We start from the raw sequence: 14,841 nt of genomic DNA on the forward strand, positions 1-14,841 counted from the left end.
TAAAATCGGCTGCGTCCGGCGCCCGCTCAGGACAAAATAGCGGCAATTCAGGCGAGAGACCCTTATGAAAATTTTGTTAGTTGACGACGATCTGGAGCTGGGCACCATGCTCAGCCAGTACCTAATTGCGGAAGGCTTTGAAACCCAGCTGGTATTAACCGGCAGCGCCGGTATCGAAGGCGCGCTTTCCGGCCACTACACCGCGATGATCCTCGATATTATGCTGCCGGATATGAGCGGCATCGACGTGCTGCGTCAGGTACGGCAGAACAGCCGTCTGCCGGTGATCATGCTGACCGCCAAAGGCGACAATATCGATCGCGTGATCGGGCTGGAGATGGGCGCGGACGACTATATGCCGAAGCCCTGCTATCCGCGCGAACTGGTGGCGCGCCTGCGCGCCGTGCTGCGCCGCTTCGAAGAGCAGGCGCCGCTGCCGGATAAAAAAGAGCTGCTGCGCTGGGGCGAACTAACGCTCAATCCTGCTACGCGCATGACCGAGTGGCAGGGTAAAGCCTTCGATCTCACCGCTTCGGAATTCAATCTGCTGGATCTGCTGATGCGCGCGCCGGACCGCGTGGTGTCCAAAGATGAGCTGTCGGAAAAAGGGCTGGGCCGTCCGCGCGAAGCCTACGATCGCAGCGTCGACGTGCATATCAGCAATATTCGTCAGAAGCTGGCGGCGCTCACCGCCGACAGCGTCAACATCGAAACGGTGCGCAGCATCGGCTATCGCATTCGATGAAGCAGAATTATCGCGGGCGCATGTTCTGGAAGATTTTAATCGGCTTCTGGATTGTATTCGTTATTATCAGCCAGCTGCTCTGGCTCGGCTTCAGCATCGCCGGCAATCGTCACGAGCCGCCGGAGATTATCGCCACGCGCCGCATCGTCAACTTACAGATGGCGTCCGCGGTTTCAGTGCTGGAGCGCGGCGGACTCGGCTCGCTGAACGATATGATGGCGGACTGGGAGCCTAACGATCGCCAGTTCTTTTCCGTGATCCAGCATGCCCGACCCGTTCATTCCGAGCCGCTGCCGGAAACTTTCAATCCGCCGTTTCAGGGCAAGTTCCCTGACGTTATCGTGCGCTGGGTAAAAGGGGCGGACGGCAAAGAGTATGAGCTGCGCTATAACGTTAAAGGCCTGCGCGAAGACAGCTCGATGGGCCTGGACAGGCCGCGCCGCATTCTCAATATTCCTGAGCCGATGTTTTTTTTCGCCGGCACGGTCGGACTGTTGTTTAGCCTGCTGCTGGCGTGGAACCTGACGCGGCCGATGCGTCAGCTGCGCGAGGGCTTTTCACGCGTGTCGAACGGCGATCTCAGCGTGCGGCTCTATCCCATGATGCGCAAGCGCCACGATGAGCTATCTAACGTGGCGGAGGCGTTCGACGCCATGGTAGAGCGGCTCGATACGCTGGTGCACGCGCGCGAGGAGCTGCTGCATGATATTTCGCACGAGCTGCGTTCGCCGCTGGCGCGTCTGCAACTTGCCACAGGCCTGGCGCGTCAGACGCCGGCCAGCGTTAGCGCCTCTCTGGATCGCATCGACGAGGAGGCGCGGCGGCTGGACAAGATGATTGGCGAGCTGTTGACGCTGTCGCGCGCCGAGCATGAGAGCATGCCCGACGAGCAATATTTCGATTTGACCGGCCTGGTGCACGCGGTGGTCACCGATGTGCGCTATGAGGCGCAGATCCCTGGCGTGCAGGTTGACTTCCTGGTGGATGAAAACGCGGATTACACCGTGCGCGGCAACGCCGAGCTGATTCGCCGCGGTATCGAGAACGTGCTGCGTAACGCGCTGCGTTTCTCGCTGCCCGGTCAGCATATTCAGGTCAGGCTGAAGGCGGAGCAGGAGTGGCTGGCGATTCGCGTACGCGATCAGGGGCCGGGCGTGGACGATGAGAAGCTCTCCAGCATCTTCGATCCTTTTGTGCGGGTTAATTCGCCGCTGCTGGGTAAAGGTTACGGGCTGGGTCTGGCTATCGTGCGTAAGGTGGAGCTGGCGCATCACGGCGAGGTGCAGGCGGTGAATCGTCCTGAGGGCGGGCTGGAGCTGACGATTCGTCTGCCGCGCTGGAAGGCGCAGGATAAGGGGGCCTGAGTCATGTTTTTCAGGTGCATCGTCACCCCACAGAACAGAAACAAAAACGGCACCCAGTGGGTGCCGTTTTTCTTAGCTGAAGCCGTTACTTCTTGATGCGGATCACCGGCGTCTCGCCAACGGTAACCTGACCAGAGAGCTTAACCAACTCTTTGATCTCATCCATGTTGGAGATCACCACAGGCGTCAGCGTAGATTTCGCTTTCTCTTCCAGCAGCGGCAGATCAAACTCGATCACCACATCGCCTTTCTTGACCTTCTGGCCTTCTTCCGCGATGCGCTTGAAGCCTTCGCCTTTCAGCTCGACGGTGTCGATGCCGAAGTGCACAAACAACTCGATGCCGTTGTCAGACTCGATTGAAAACGCGTGGTTGGTTTCGAAAATCTTACCGATGGTGCCATCGACCGGCGCAACCATTTTGTTGCCGGTTGGTTTGATGGCGATACCGTCGCCAACGATCTTCTCGGCAAACACCACATCCGGTACGTCTTCAATGTTTACGATTTCGCCTGACAGAGGCGCAACAATATCAATCGTCCCAGATGTGCTTTCTGATTTATTGCCAAAAAGCTTGTCAAGAAAACCCATATTCTTCTCCTAAACAGTATTGTTGGGCCAGCGTCTCGTGGATCAGCAGAGTGTTTTCTCTTTGATGAACTTGTTGACCTGGTTCATCAGGTCTTCTGCTGTAGGTTGAGCCAGAGCCTGCTCCGCCAGAGCCTTCGCATCTTCGAAATTAGTATTGCGAATGATTTTCTTAATGCCTGGGATTGAAATGGCACTCATGCTGAATTCGTCCAGCCCCATACCCAGTAACAGTAGTGTAGCACGTTCATCACCGGCCAGCTCACCGCACATGCCGGTCCACTTGCCTTCGGCATGAGAAGCGTCGATCACCTGCTTGATTAAATTCAGCACCGACGGCGTCATCGGGTTATACAGGTGAGAAATCAAATCATTACCACGATCGACCGCCAGAGTATACTGCGTCAGGTCGTTTGTCCCAATACTGAAGAAGTCGACTTCTTTCGCCAGATGACGCGCAATCACCGCCGACGCCGGAGTTTCCACCATAATGCCGACTTCGATGGTTTCATCGAACGCTTTGCCTTCTTCGCGCAGCTGCGCCTTCAGGGTTTCCAGTTCGGCTTTCAGGATGCGCACTTCTTCAACAGAGATGATCATCGGGAACATAATGCGCAGCTTGCCGAAGGCAGAGGCGCGTAAAATAGCGCGCAGCTGGGCATGGAGGATCTCTTTGCGATCCATGGCGATACGAATGGCGCGCCAGCCGAGGAACGGGTTCTCTTCTTTCGGCAGGTTCATGTAAGGCAGATCTTTGTCGCCGCCGATATCCATGGTGCGCACAATCACCGCCTGCGAGCCGACAGCTTCGGCCACGGCTTTATAAGCCTGGAACTGCTCTTCTTCGGTCGGCAGCGAGTCGCGATCCATAAACAGGAACTCGGTGCGGTAGAGGCCGACGCCTTCCGCGCCGTTGCGCTCTGCGCCGGCGACGTCGCGCACGGTGCCGATGTTGGCGCACACTTCAACCTGGTGACCGTCCAGCGTGATCGCCGGCAGATCTTTCAGCTTGGCCAGCTCATGTTTTTCGCTCAGATACTGAGTCTGAACCGCTTTCAGCTCTTCCAGCTCGCTCTCTGACGGATTGACGTAAACTTTGTTATTCACGCCGTCCAGAATCAGGAAATCGCCGTTTTTCACCGTGGCGGTGACGTTGCCGGTACCGACGATTGCCGGCAGCTCCAGCGAGCGCGCCATAATCGAGGTGTGCGAAGTGCGGCCGCCGAGGTCGGTGATAAAGCCCAGCACCTTTTTCAGGTTCAGCTGCGCGGTTTCCGACGGCGTTAAATCTTTGGCTACCAGAATCGATTCGTCCTGGATAGCGCTCAGGTCGACAATATGCAGACCGAGAATGTTTTGCAGCAGACGTTTGCCGATATCGCGAACGTCAGCGGCGCGTTCTTTGAGGTATTCGTCGTCCAGCTCTTCGAGCGCTTTCGCCTGACCGTCGATCACGGAGTAGGCGGCGGCGTCGGCCGAAGCGTGATCTTTCTTGATCAGGTCGATGATTTCCTGCTCCAGCTCTTCGTCTTCCAGCAACATGATGTGGCCTTCGAAGATGGCTGCTTTCTCTTCACCAAACGTTTCACCCGCTTTCACTCTGATCGCTTCCAGCTGCTGCGCAGCCTGAGCGCGGCCGTCGAGGAAGCGTTTTACTTCCTGGTCAACCTGGTCATCAGAAATCTTCTTGCGGTTGATGACGATCTCATCCTCAATCAACAGCAGAGCTTTGCCGAAAGCGATACCTGGTGATGCTAAAATGCCTGAAATCATAACCCTACCTTTTAATCACGATGGCTCTTAGACCCAATGCGTTGCCATTGTCGCGGGAGCTGTACTCTACGGATGTGATAACGCGGACAAGTTGTCCGCGATCAAGATGTTTGCACTCAATGGGGCAAAGGAGTCGGTATAAAGCAAAAGCTGACTGGATTACTCCAGTTCAGCCATCAGTTTAACCAGATGCTCCACGGCCTGCTGCTCATCTTCGCCTTCTGCGGAGAGCGTCACAACCGTGCCTTGGGTCAGGCCCAGCGTCTGCAGTTTGAACAGGCTCTTGGCGCTGGCGGATTTGCCGTTAGAGGTAACGGTGATTTCTGACTGGAACGCTTTCGCTTCTTTAACAAACTGCGCGGCAGGGCGGGTGTGAAGACCATTAGGCGCGGTGATAGTAACTTCTTGCTGGAACATTCTGTTTCCCCAACGTTATCAGGTTTGGTGTTATGGACTTAAAGTCTAGCCTGGAGCCGTAACTTTAGCCTGTGTAGGTGCGCGGGTATAGCGTTACGCTGACCATTAAATGCGCTTGAATGAGTACGTCATTCCAGTTGAAGGGTCAAAATCCCTGTCGAGCGCTTCAGCTGCTAATTATGCCGTGATTCGCCGTTTCGCCAAATGCGTAAATCGATTCAGCTTGATCCACTTCAAAGGCTGATTAATTTCAGGCACCGAAATAATTGGCAGCTTAAATACCAGAGCTGAGTCACTGAAATCAATCTGGGCGGTGGTGAAAGTGCGATCTGCGCCACAAAAAAGCACCCATTTGGGTGCTTTTTTCGACGTTTTCGGAATCTGCCGTTACTGCTGCAGCTCTTTCTCGGTGAAAAGATCGGCAAACAGCGCGGTACTTAAATAGCGCTCACCGGAAGAGGGGAGAATGACCACGATATTCTTATTGGCGAACGCTTCGTCCTCTTGCAGCTTCAGCGCCGCTGCGACTGCTGCGCCGGAGGAGATGCCGGCGAGAATGCCTTCCTCTTCCATCAGCTGGCGCGCCGTGCTGATCGCCTCTTCGTTGGTGATCGCCACAACGCGGTCCACCAGATCGAGATCGAGGTTGCCGGGAATAAAGCCGGCGCCGATGCCCTGAATCTTATGCGGACCAGGCTTGATCTCTTCGCCAGCAATCGCCTGAGCGATAACCGGCGAGTCAGTTGGCTCCACCGCCACGGTGATAAGCTCTTTCTTGCCTTTGGTGTTCTTGATATAGCGAGAGACGCCGGTCAGGGTGCCGCCGGTGCCGACGCCCGCGATAAACACGTCTACCGCGCCGTCGGTGTCTTCCCAGATTTCAGGACCGGTGGTCTTCTCGTGAATTTCCGGGTTTGCCGGGTTGCTGAACTGCTGCAGCAGCACATATTTGTCCGGATCGCTGGCGACAATCTCTTCCGCTTTGGCGATAGCGCCTTTCATGCCTTTCGGCCCTTCGGTCAGCACCAGGTTGGCGCCCAGCGCTTTCAGCAGCTTGCGACGTTCGACGGACATGGTTTCCGGCATGGTCAGCGTCAGCTTGTAGCCGCGCGCGGCGGCGACATAGGCCAGTGCGATGCCGGTATTGCCGCTGGTCGGTTCGACCAGTTCGACGCCAGGTTTCAGAATACCGCGTTTCTCTGCGTCCCAAATCATATTGGCACCGATACGGCATTTTACGCTGAAGCTCGGGTTACGGGATTCTACCTTCGCCAGAATGCGGCCGTTACCGATGCGGTTCAGTCGAACCAGTGGCGTATGACCAATTGTCAACGAGTTATCTTCATAGATCTTACTCATAGCCTGTCCTTAACTGTATGAATTATTGGGAACCCACTGAGCATACCCTTTCTGTCTACGCGCGGAAGGAAAGAAAACGCATATCTATATGTCCCCACGCAATAAGCCTTGTTAAAAAATGCATAAGGCGCCCTGATGAGTACTAGCGTAGCTCAGCGCGGCCCAGCTGCGTGCGGTAGCGATCGACCCACATCGCCGTCGCGCCGCATACGGCGACCGGCATAATCGCCAGGTTGAGAATCGGAATCATGGTGAACAGGCTGACCAGCGCGCCGAACTGCATATTGGCGCTTTTATGGCGGCGCAAAGCGCTGCGCATCTGCTGAAAACTCACTTTATGGTTATCGAACGGATAGTCGCAATACTGCACCGAAAGCATCCAGGCGCTAAACAGGAACCATAGTACCGGCGCCACCGTCTGGCCAAAGCCGGGAATAAAGTAGAGCAGCAGCAGGCCGAGCGCGCGCGGCAAATAGTAGCCGAGCTTTTGCAGTTCGCGCTTCATAATGCGCGGCACATCCTTCAGCATCGCCATCCAGCCGCTGTCCGGCAGCGGTTTGCCCGTCAGGCGGCCCTCCAGCTGCTCCGCCAGCAGGCCGCAAAACGGCGCGGCGATCCAGTTGGCAATAGTAGAAAAGAAGTAGCTGAACACCAGCACGATCGAAATGACCGACAGCGGCCAGAGTAGATAGCTTAACCACTGCAGCCAGTCGGGAATGTGCGCCATCAGCTGCGGGATCCAGCTGCCCAACTGGTAGAAGAGCCAGACGAAGGCGCCGCCCAGCAGCAGAATATTGACCAGCAGGGGAATAATGACGAAACGCCGAATGCCTGGCAGACGAACCAGTCTCCAGCCTTCGCTAAAATAGTGCACGCCGTTGAAACTTGAGACAGTGTTCTCGTGGGCCATACAGGCAACTCTCCAGGAAATAATCAGGCGAGACCATCATAACCTGGCTTTTTCTCCTGACCATGAGGCGATTGTGTGAAAAAACAGCAAAAAACCGTGGGGTGACTATCTTATTTGTCAGAAAATACTGCACGAGCTTGCACTTGTTTAGCTGGGCAAATACAGTTAGAGGATAAAGTTTGCCGCGGTGGCAAGGTATTGGAACAACAGAGAATACAATGATGCAGGATTTGCGTCTGATATTAATCGTTGTTGGCGCGATCGCCATTATAGCGCTCCTTCTTCACGGGCTGTGGACCAGCCGTAAAGAGCGCTCGTCAGTGTTTCGCGATCGCCCGCACAAACGGCTCAAACAGCGCGACCAGCGCGACGATGAAGATAGCCTGACCGATGACGAAGAGAGCGTCGGCGAAGTTCGCGTGCGCCATGAGCGGCCGCATCAGGAGCCGCGCATTGATAATTTCCGCGACGAGCAGCAGGATGACGCGCCGGTCTTCAGCGCCGCGCCGGAGAAGCCGCGTCAGCCCGCCGCGCGCCCGCAGCCGCAGCAGGAAGCCGATCCGCTGATGACGCCGCAGCAGCCGCGTCCACAGCAGCCGCGCCCGCAGCCTCAGCCTGTTCAGACGCCGCAGGAACCTGCGCCGCGTTTCGCGCCAGCGCAGCCGATTCAGGCCGATCCGCTGCTCGATTTAGAACCGCTGGACGCTGTGCAGCCTGAACCGCTGTACGAGGCGGAGCCGGAGCCGCAGCAGCCTGTTCGCCGCCAGCCGGAACAGCATGAGCCGCAGCCGGTTGAGCCGGTTCACCAGGAGGCGCCGAAAGCGCCAGGCAAGCCGAAAGAGACGGTGCTGGTGTTGCACGTCGCCGCGCATACCGGCGGCACGCTGAACGGCGAAGCGCTGCTGCAGGGCATTCTGCAGGCGGGCTTCCAGTTCGGCGAAATGAATATTTTCCATCGCCATCTCAGCCCGGCAGGAAGCGGCCCGGTACTGTTCAGCCTGGCGAACATGGTGAAGCCTGGCTCGTTTAATCCAGATGAGATGTCTGACTTCTCCACGCCCGGCATCTCGATCTTTATGATGGTGCCTTCCTACGGCGACGCGAACCAAAACTTTAAGCTGATGCTGCAGTCTGCGCAGCGTATCGCCGATGACGTTGGCGGCGTGGTGCTGGATGACGAGCGTCGCATGATGACGCCGCAGAAGCTGGAAACCTACAAGAACCGCATACGCGAAGTCATTGAATCCAGAGAATAGGGCACACCGTTAATTCTGATTCACCAAACCCCCGCCTGTCGGGGGTTTTTTATCTGATGGGGCAATATGAAATCCGTTCAGGACCAGATCACCGAACTGCGCACCACGCTGCGCCATCACGAGTACCTCTACCATGTTATGGACGCGCCCGAGATACCGGACGCCGAATATGACCGCCTGATGCGCGAACTGCGCGCGCTGGAAGAGCAGCATCCCGAGCTCATCACGCCCGACTCGCCGACCCAGCGCGTTGGCGCCGCGCCGCTAACGGTATTTGAGCAGGTGCGCCATGAGGTGCCGATGCTGTCGCTGGACAATACCTTCGACGAAGCCGGCTTTCTCGCCTTCAACAAGCGCGTGCAGGATCGCCTGAAAAACAGCGATGATATCGCCTACTGCTGCGAACTGAAGCTGGATGGCCTGGCGGTAAGCCTGCTTTACGAGAACGGCCTGCTGACGCGCGCCGCCACGCGCGGCGACGGCACCACGGGCGAGAACATCACCGCTAACGTCCGCACCATCGGCGCGATCCCGCTACGCCTGAAGGGCGACGATTTTCCCGCTCGGCTGGAAGTGCGCGGCGAAGTCTTTATGACGCAGCGCGGCTTCGAAAAGTTGAATGCCGAAGCGCGCCGCACCGACGGCAAAATCTTCGCTAACCCGCGCAACGCCGCCGCGGGATCGCTGCGCCAGCTCGATCCGCGCATCACCGCGAAGCGTCCGCTCACCTTTTTCTGTTACGGTTTTGGGCTGCTGGAAGGCGGCGAGCTGCCGGGCAGTCACTATGCGCGGCTGCAGCAGTTTAAAGCCTGGGGCCTGCCGGTCAGCGACCGCGTTCAGCTGGTGCACAGCGCGGAAGAGGCGCTGGCGTTCTACCGTCAGGTTGAGGAGACGCGTCCAGATCTGGGATTCGATATCGACGGCGTGGTGATCAAAGTCGATTCGCAGGAACTGCAGGAGCGCCTCGGGTTTGTGGCGCGCGCGCCGCGCTGGGCGGTGGCCTTTAAGTTTCCAGCGCAGGAGCAGATGACGTTCGTGCGCGACGTTGAATTTCAGGTGGGCCGCACCGGCGCGGTAACGCCGGTGGCGCGGCTTGAGCCGGTGCTGGTAGCGGGCGCGATGGTCAGCAACGCCACGCTGCACAATGCGGATGAAATCGAGCGTCTCGGCCTGCGCATCGGCGACAGAGTGGTGATCCGCCGCGCCGGCGACGTAATCCCGCAGGTCGTCAACGTGGTGCTCTCCGAACGACCGGCGGATACGCGCGAAATCGTATTTCCTACCCATTGTCCGGTGTGCGGCTCCGACGTTGAACGCGTCGAAGGTGAAGTGGTCACGCGCTGCACCGGCGGGCTGATCTGCGGCGCGCAGCGCAAAGAGGCGCTGAAGCATTTTGTTTCGCGTCGCGCCATGGACGTCGACGGTCTGGGCGATAAAATTATCGACCAGCTGGTAGAAACCGAATATGTCAAAACGCCTGCCGATCTCTTCAGGCTGACGCCGGAGAAGCTGCTCGGTCTGGATCGCATGGGGCCGAAATCGGCGCAAAACGTGGTCAACGCGCTGGAGAAGGCGAAATCGACCACGCTGGCGCGTTTTCTTTACGCGCTTGGCATTCGCGAAGTCGGCGAGGCGACCGCCGCCAACCTGGCTAACCACTTTGGCGAGCTGCAAAAAGTGATGGACGCCGATCTGGAAGCGCTGATTGCGGTGCAGGACGTCGGCACCGTCGTCGCTACCCACGTGCGCAACTTTATGGATGAAGAGAGCAACCGCGAGATCATTCGCCAGCTGGTGGATGAGATCGGTGTCCACTGGCCGAAAATCGAGGTGGTTAAGGCGGAAGAGATCGACAGTCCGTTTGCCGGCAAAACCGTGGTGCTGACCGGCTCATTGACCCAGCTCACGCGCGACGAAGCTAAAGATCGCCTGACCGCGCTCGGTGCGAAGGTCAGCGGCAGCGTCTCGAAGAAAACCGATCTGGTTATCGCGGGCGAAGCGACGGGTTCCAAGCTGGTTAAAGCGCAGGAGCTGGGTATTGAGGTGATCGACGAAGCTGAAATGATCCGGCTGCTGGACGCCTGATATGGACAAGGCGTACCTGGTTGAAATCGCCAATACGGCGATGCCGTTCGGCAAATATAAAGGCTGTCTGCTTATCGATCTGCCGGAACCTTATCTGCTGTGGTTCGCGCGTAAAGCGGAGTTCCCCTCGGGTCATCTCGGCGAGCTGATGCAAATGACGCTCGCTATCAAGATCGAAGGCCTGGAAGGCCTGGTCAAACCGCTTAAACGCAACGCGTAAAAAAGCCCGCTTCGGCGGGCTTTTCGTTACTTTTGCGACTCGACAACGGTCGGCTTCACCTGCTGCGCCAGCTTCTTCTCGTGACTGACTTTATAACGCTGGGCGATCCAGGAGCAGACCATAAGCTGCACCTGGTGAAAGATCATCAGCGGCAGCACGATAATGCCCACTGAACTGGCCGGGAACAGAATGTTCGCCATCGGCACGCCATTCGCCAGGCTCTTTTTCGAGCCGCAAAACAGCACCACGATTTCATCGGCGCGGTTAAAGCCAAACAGCCGCGAGGCGCAGATATTGATCGCCAGCACCAGCGCCAGCAGCAGCACGCAGCCCGCCAGAATCCACAGCAGGGTATCGATACCGACGCGATGCCAGATGCCGTTAACCACCGCTTCGCTAAAGGCGGAATAGACCACCAGCAGGATCGAGGTCTGGTCGGTTTTGCCAATCAGGCTGCGATGCTTTTCTACCCAGCCGGCAATCCAGCGGCGCGACAGGTGACCGAGAACAAAAGGCACCAGCAGCTGCAGCATAATTTTGCCGACCTGCTCAAGGCCATTGGTCGGTGCGCTGCTGTGTACATCCATCACCAGATTCACCAGCAGCGGAGAGATAAAGACGCCCAGCAGGCTCGACGCTGAAGCGCTGCAGACCGCCGCCGCGACGTTGCCGCCCGCCATTGAGGTAAAAGCAATCGCGGACTGCACCGTGGCGGGCAGAATGCAGAGGTAGATAAAGCCGGTGTAGATCTCCGCGCTGACATTAACCGGATGCCACCAGACAATCAGCAGGCCGATAATCGGGAAGAGCACGAAGGTGCTGAACATAATCCACAGATGCAGCCGCCAGTGGCTGCTGCCTGCGATGATTTTTTCACGCGATAGCTTGGCACCGTGCATAAAAAAGAGCAGGGCGATAGCGGCCGTGGTCAGGTAGTCGAAGATATCGACGAAAACGCCTTTAGCGGGCAGAAAGGTGGCCAGCAGCACCGTGATGATCAGCTTAATCATCATCGGATCGAGTCGCAGAAATCTCATTGTTAAAATCCGGTTAAAAGTTACATGCAGTGATTGTGCGGGATGCAGGTTTAGAAATAAAATTGATTTATTGCATCAATCTATGAGCCATTTCGATGAATTACACGCTACGTCAGCTACGCACCTTCGTCGCCGTCGCCCATCACGGCGGTTTTAGCCAGGCCGGACAGGCGATCGGTCTGAGCCAGTCGGCCGTCAGCCACAGCATTAAAGAGCTGGAGGCGGTTATCGGCGTGCGACTGCTGGATCGCACCACGCGCGAGGTGATGCTGACGGAGGCGGGACAGCAGCTGGCGTCGCGTATGGCGAGCCTGCTGGAAGAGATGAACTCGACGCTGCTGGATATCCGCAGTTACGGCGAACAGCGAAGCGGAACGGTGCGTATCGCCGCCAGCCAGACCATCTCTGCGCATTTGATGCCGCAGTGTCTTGCCGCCAGCCAGAAAAGCTATCCCGACATCAACGTCATTCTGCATGACCGGATGCAGCAGGTGGTTTTACAGAGCGTGCGCAATGCCGAAGTCGATTTCGGCATTGTGATCGGCCCGCTTAACGATAGCGACCTCGACTGCCAGTCGATTCTGGAAGAGCCTTTTTTACTGCTGTGCCGCAGCGACGATCCGCTTGCCGCGGTCGATACGGCGCAATGGCGCATGCTGGCAGGACGCGACGTGGTGTTGCAGGATTACGCCTCCGGCAGCCGCGTGTTGATTGACGCGGCGCTGCGGCAGCAGCAGGTGGAAATTAATGTGGTGCAGGATATCGGACATCCGGCGACGCTGTTTCCTATGGTCGATGCAGGCATTGGCATCAGTATCTTGCCGGCACTGGCGCTGCCGCTGCCGGCGGGCAGGGCGCTGACGGTGCGTCGACTCTATCCTGAAATCAACCGCAGCCTGATGCTGGTCAAGCGTAAAAACCGTTCGCTGACGCCAGCGGCGCAGGCCATCTGGCAGGAAGCGCGTCAGCAGGCGACGCTGCTGACGCAACAACGCACGATCAATCCGGCGTTTTAGATATAAACGTTAAGCTGATTGGCTTCCGTTGGACGATTCACGCCGTCGCCGGGCTTCGCGCCGCTAACCTGATTCGCCGGCTCGCTATTCTGCTGCGCCTGCTCTGTTTGCTTCTGTTCTAGCTGGGCGATCTGCGCTTCGAGCATGGCGATCTGCGACTGATACATCTGCTCCATTTCCGACTTCTGCTCGTCGGTCAGCTCCTGATTATCCGACAGCTCTTTGACCTGCTTCATGATGTTCTGAATCTGCTTATTCAGTGCGGAAATCTGCGACGAGACGCTGACGTTGTTGCCGGCGCTGCTGCCTGTACTGCCAGATAAAGCGGATATTGATGACATCGGTTTTCTCCTTGCAAATAGACATGATCGTTATCGGTTGAGGAGAAAAAGGCTTGAGGCAAGAATGCGTTAAGGTTTGGAAAAGATGGCGTCAGAGAGCCGGACAACGACGGCAAGGCTGTTCTGCAGGGATGCACGAATAGCGACCAGCTTACTGATAAAAAAGAGGCTAACCTCTAATTAGCCTCTGTAAGCCTGTTTAGCTTGAGGTAATCTGGCTAATAAATATCCCTTTAACTTTTTTGTTTTTAAAAAAATAATGTAGGCAATTTAACTGTATAAATTCGCCATAGCTTTGGCTTTCTGCACAATACTGAACGCTATCGTTATTAGGTATATCTGGAAACGTCATTGACAGATCTTTTAAAGATGCATTAAGTAAGGGAACGCCATCGATTTTGATACGCACGTCATCATTATAAAATGAGCATGCTTGTTGTCGAACTCCTTGTGAAATACCAATAGATGTTAAATCTCCTTGCCCCATTTCATTGTCAGAAATAAACCAGTAGTTAACGCTTTTAGCAGTCAGACAAAGCCATGATGCCTCGTTATCCTGATGGATAGCGGCGCCACTTCTTTTGGCAATATCCGTAAGGCTACTAAACTCCATGAAAAAAATATCATTGCCAATAATGATCTCAGGCACCAGGTTTTTACTAATACTATAGCTGGGGATAAAGGGATCGTCCTGGTAATAGTTAGCTGCAAAGCCTTCCATTTTTTCAGCTAACGCAACAGGAACCGCCAGAGTAGACACTATAAGGAAAAGAAGTTTCATTTCACCTTTAACTCCCTGTCGCCGCTTGCCCAGATGCTTTTTCTTACGCTTATAGAGGCGATAATACAGCCTTCTGATGTATCGAGTGGATGCTGTTTGCTAGCGCCATGAATACGGAAAGCGGAGCGCCCACACATGAAATTGCTCAGGGCAGGCGTCAGGTCAAGCGTGTATTTACCGGTATGAGAGGAATTGTGAGGAGATCCGATGGTATAGACCCCTCTGGGCAACGGGCCTTTACCGCTAACACACTCTTGCGAACTATCATTCTTGTAGCCTGCTGCACCAGCATATTCAGCCGGATGGGTTTCCCCATTGCGGGTGAAGGTATGTGTTGCGACATCATATTCCCATGCCATTATGCGTTTCTCTCTTTCCATGAGTCAAAATGGATAACATTGCCGTCCAGATAGTGCCATGTGATTTTTTCATACGCAAAATCGACATATTCAAGATGGTCATGCCTTTCCCAGCAAGGTTTTTTAATGTCCATTATAAAAGGCTCTATTTCTGTTACCTTCACGTTATCAAGCGTAGTTCTGAAATATTCCTCTTCTTGTCCGTTATAGTTGATTCGGTAGAACTTAAATACAGCCTTTTTAAACGTTTGACCAGATGAGAGGGCTTTATAAAGATGGGGGGAGGCGTTATCAACGTTTTTCATAAACGCATATGAGCTATGCAGATGTCTGGTGGTCATTTTTCCGCTCAAAGGGTCAACAGGTTGCTCTATAGAATGCATTAGCTCGCAAACTTCTATGCTATTTTCGCGCCCGTTCACACTAACGTTACCCTTCACAGGTACTCCACCACCATCTTCAAGCCACAGGTAAACCGGAATAGCCATTTGACAAAATCCTTGTCGTGATAGAAAGAAGAAACATCTTCCTGTTTTTCTCTTATAGAAAAAAATGAAAAGGGAGTTTTTATTGACACAGATTAAGTTAATGC

General features: G+C 55.6%; 16 protein-coding genes. 6 read left to right on the plus strand and 10 right to left on the minus strand.

All coding sequences use genetic code 11. The features are described from left to right. Positions 1-64: 64 nt before the first annotated feature. A complete protein-coding gene (locus B3229_RS00630) occupies positions 65-745 on the plus strand; it encodes a response regulator transcription factor (protein WP_048786142.1) in 681 nt (226 codons plus the stop codon). Then, positions 742-2,109, plus strand: a complete 1,368-nt coding sequence (locus tag B3229_RS00635; protein WP_286867738.1) for an ATP-binding protein — start codon at positions 742-744, stop codon at positions 2,107-2,109. The genes B3229_RS00630 and B3229_RS00635 overlap by 4 nt, the downstream gene beginning before the upstream one ends. 85 nt (positions 2,110-2,194) lie before the next feature. Here the strand turns inward: B3229_RS00635 and crr are convergent, their stop codons facing one another. From crr to cysZ, 5 genes are all read right to left on the minus strand, one after another. Then, entirely contained in the window at positions 2,195-2,698 is a 504-nt protein-coding gene (gene crr, locus B3229_RS00640) for a PTS glucose transporter subunit IIA (protein WP_033753703.1), read from the minus strand. Between the two features lie 42 nt (positions 2,699-2,740). Beyond that, positions 2,741-4,468, minus strand: coding sequence for a phosphoenolpyruvate-protein phosphotransferase PtsI (gene ptsI / locus B3229_RS00645; protein ID WP_286867743.1), 1,728 nt, complete (start codon positions 4,466-4,468; stop codon positions 2,741-2,743). A gap of 159 nt (positions 4,469-4,627) precedes the next feature. Beyond that, complete coding sequence (gene ptsH / locus B3229_RS00650) at positions 4,628-4,885, minus strand: phosphocarrier protein Hpr (protein ID WP_007889063.1); 258 nt, start codon at positions 4,883-4,885, stop codon at positions 4,628-4,630. Between the two features lie 387 nt (positions 4,886-5,272). Next, positions 5,273-6,244 (minus strand): cysteine synthase A, encoded by a 972-nt coding sequence (gene cysK, locus B3229_RS00655; RefSeq protein WP_033791739.1) that lies wholly within the window; start codon positions 6,242-6,244, stop codon positions 5,273-5,275. Positions 6,245-6,386: 142 nt separating this feature from the next. Beyond that, complete coding sequence (cysZ, locus tag B3229_RS00660) at positions 6,387-7,154, minus strand: sulfate transporter CysZ (RefSeq protein ID WP_286867755.1); 768 nt, start codon at positions 7,152-7,154, stop codon at positions 6,387-6,389. Positions 7,155-7,372: 218 nt separating this feature from the next. On the opposite strand from cysZ, the gene zipA reads away from it, so the two are divergent. The 3 genes from zipA to B3229_RS00675 all read left to right on the plus strand — a co-directional run bounded on the left by zipA (position 7,373) and on the right by B3229_RS00675 (position 10,715). Beyond that, a complete protein-coding gene (zipA, locus tag B3229_RS00665; RefSeq protein ID WP_286867757.1) occupies positions 7,373-8,410 on the plus strand; it encodes a cell division protein ZipA in 1,038 nt (345 codons plus the stop codon). Between the two features lie 66 nt (positions 8,411-8,476). Further along, positions 8,477-10,495 carry an NAD-dependent DNA ligase LigA gene (gene ligA / locus B3229_RS00670; RefSeq protein ID WP_286867758.1) on the plus strand — a complete coding sequence of 673 codons (2,019 nt, stop codon included), beginning with the start codon at positions 8,477-8,479 and terminating at the stop codon, positions 10,493-10,495. 1 nt (position 10,496) lies between these two features. Then, entirely contained in the window at positions 10,497-10,715 is a 219-nt protein-coding gene (locus B3229_RS00675; protein ID WP_048786154.1) for a DUF3820 family protein, read from the plus strand. Between the two features lie 26 nt (positions 10,716-10,741). Here the strand turns inward: B3229_RS00675 and B3229_RS00680 are convergent, their stop codons facing one another. After that, positions 10,742-11,752 (minus strand): bile acid:sodium symporter family protein, encoded by a 1,011-nt coding sequence (locus B3229_RS00680; protein WP_286867759.1) that lies wholly within the window; start codon positions 11,750-11,752, stop codon positions 10,742-10,744. A 95-nt stretch (positions 11,753-11,847) separates the two neighbouring features. On the opposite strand from B3229_RS00680, the gene B3229_RS00685 reads away from it, so the two are divergent. Then, positions 11,848-12,768: a LysR family transcriptional regulator gene (locus B3229_RS00685; protein WP_286867760.1), complete on the plus strand. Its 921-nt coding sequence runs from the start codon at positions 11,848-11,850 to the stop codon at positions 12,766-12,768. On the opposite strand, the gene B3229_RS00690 is transcribed toward B3229_RS00685, so the two are convergent. The 4 genes from B3229_RS00690 to tssD all read right to left on the minus strand — a co-directional run bounded on the left by B3229_RS00690 (position 12,765) and on the right by tssD (position 14,737). Beyond that, entirely contained in the window at positions 12,765-13,109 is a 345-nt protein-coding gene (locus B3229_RS00690; protein WP_286867762.1) for a FlxA-like family protein, read from the minus strand. The genes B3229_RS00685 and B3229_RS00690 overlap by 4 nt on opposite strands. A 199-nt stretch (positions 13,110-13,308) precedes the next feature. Continuing rightward, a complete protein-coding gene (locus B3229_RS00695) occupies positions 13,309-13,890 on the minus strand; it encodes a hypothetical protein (RefSeq protein ID WP_286867763.1) in 582 nt (193 codons plus the stop codon). Beyond that, positions 13,887-14,249: a tlde1 domain-containing protein gene (locus tag B3229_RS00700; protein ID WP_286867764.1), complete on the minus strand. Its 363-nt coding sequence runs from the start codon at positions 14,247-14,249 to the stop codon at positions 13,887-13,889. Before B3229_RS00700 ends, B3229_RS00695 begins: the two co-directional genes overlap by 4 nt. Then, on the minus strand, positions 14,249-14,737 hold the full coding sequence (tssD, locus tag B3229_RS00705) for a type VI secretion system tube protein TssD (RefSeq protein ID WP_286867765.1): 489 nt from the start codon (positions 14,735-14,737) through the stop codon (positions 14,249-14,251). The genes B3229_RS00700 and tssD overlap by 1 nt, the downstream gene beginning before the upstream one ends. Positions 14,738-14,841 lie beyond the last annotated feature (104 nt).

It is taken from the genome of Pantoea sp. UBA5035 (genome assembly GCF_002415245.1).
GTDB lineage: Bacteria > Pseudomonadota > Gammaproteobacteria > Enterobacterales > Enterobacteriaceae > Pantoea > Pantoea septica.

Bases quoted from the DNA above. Each gene is read 5' to 3' on its own strand.
- B3229_RS00630 (WP_048786142.1), top strand. From the start codon at position 65: ATGAAAATTTTGTTAGTTGACGACGATCTGGAGCTGGGCACCATGCTC.
- B3229_RS00635 (WP_286867738.1), top strand. From the start codon at position 742: ATGAAGCAGAATTATCGCGGGCGCATGTTCTGGAAGATTTTAATCGGC.
- crr (WP_033753703.1), bottom strand. From the start codon at position 2,698: ATGGGTTTTCTTGACAAGCTTTTTGGCAATAAATCAGAAAGCACATCT.
- ptsI (WP_286867743.1), bottom strand. From the start codon at position 4,468: ATGATTTCAGGCATTTTAGCATCACCAGGTATCGCTTTCGGCAAAGCT.
- ptsH (WP_007889063.1), bottom strand. From the start codon at position 4,885: ATGTTCCAGCAAGAAGTTACTATCACCGCGCCTAATGGTCTTCACACC.
- cysK (WP_033791739.1), bottom strand. From the start codon at position 6,244: ATGAGTAAGATCTATGAAGATAACTCGTTGACAATTGGTCATACGCCA.
- cysZ (WP_286867755.1), bottom strand. From the start codon at position 7,154: ATGGCCCACGAGAACACTGTCTCAAGTTTCAACGGCGTGCACTATTTT.
- zipA (WP_286867757.1), top strand. From the start codon at position 7,373: ATGATGCAGGATTTGCGTCTGATATTAATCGTTGTTGGCGCGATCGCC.
- ligA (WP_286867758.1), top strand. From the start codon at position 8,477: ATGAAATCCGTTCAGGACCAGATCACCGAACTGCGCACCACGCTGCGC.
- B3229_RS00675 (WP_048786154.1), top strand. From the start codon at position 10,497: ATGGACAAGGCGTACCTGGTTGAAATCGCCAATACGGCGATGCCGTTC.
- B3229_RS00680 (WP_286867759.1), bottom strand. From the start codon at position 11,752: ATGAGATTTCTGCGACTCGATCCGATGATGATTAAGCTGATCATCACG.
- B3229_RS00685 (WP_286867760.1), top strand. From the start codon at position 11,848: ATGAATTACACGCTACGTCAGCTACGCACCTTCGTCGCCGTCGCCCAT.
- B3229_RS00690 (WP_286867762.1), bottom strand. From the start codon at position 13,109: ATGTCATCAATATCCGCTTTATCTGGCAGTACAGGCAGCAGCGCCGGC.
- B3229_RS00695 (WP_286867763.1), bottom strand. From the start codon at position 13,890: ATGAAACTTCTTTTCCTTATAGTGTCTACTCTGGCGGTTCCTGTTGCG.
- B3229_RS00700 (WP_286867764.1), bottom strand. From the start codon at position 14,249: ATGGCATGGGAATATGATGTCGCAACACATACCTTCACCCGCAATGGG.
- tssD (WP_286867765.1), bottom strand. From the start codon at position 14,737: ATGGCTATTCCGGTTTACCTGTGGCTTGAAGATGGTGGTGGAGTACCT.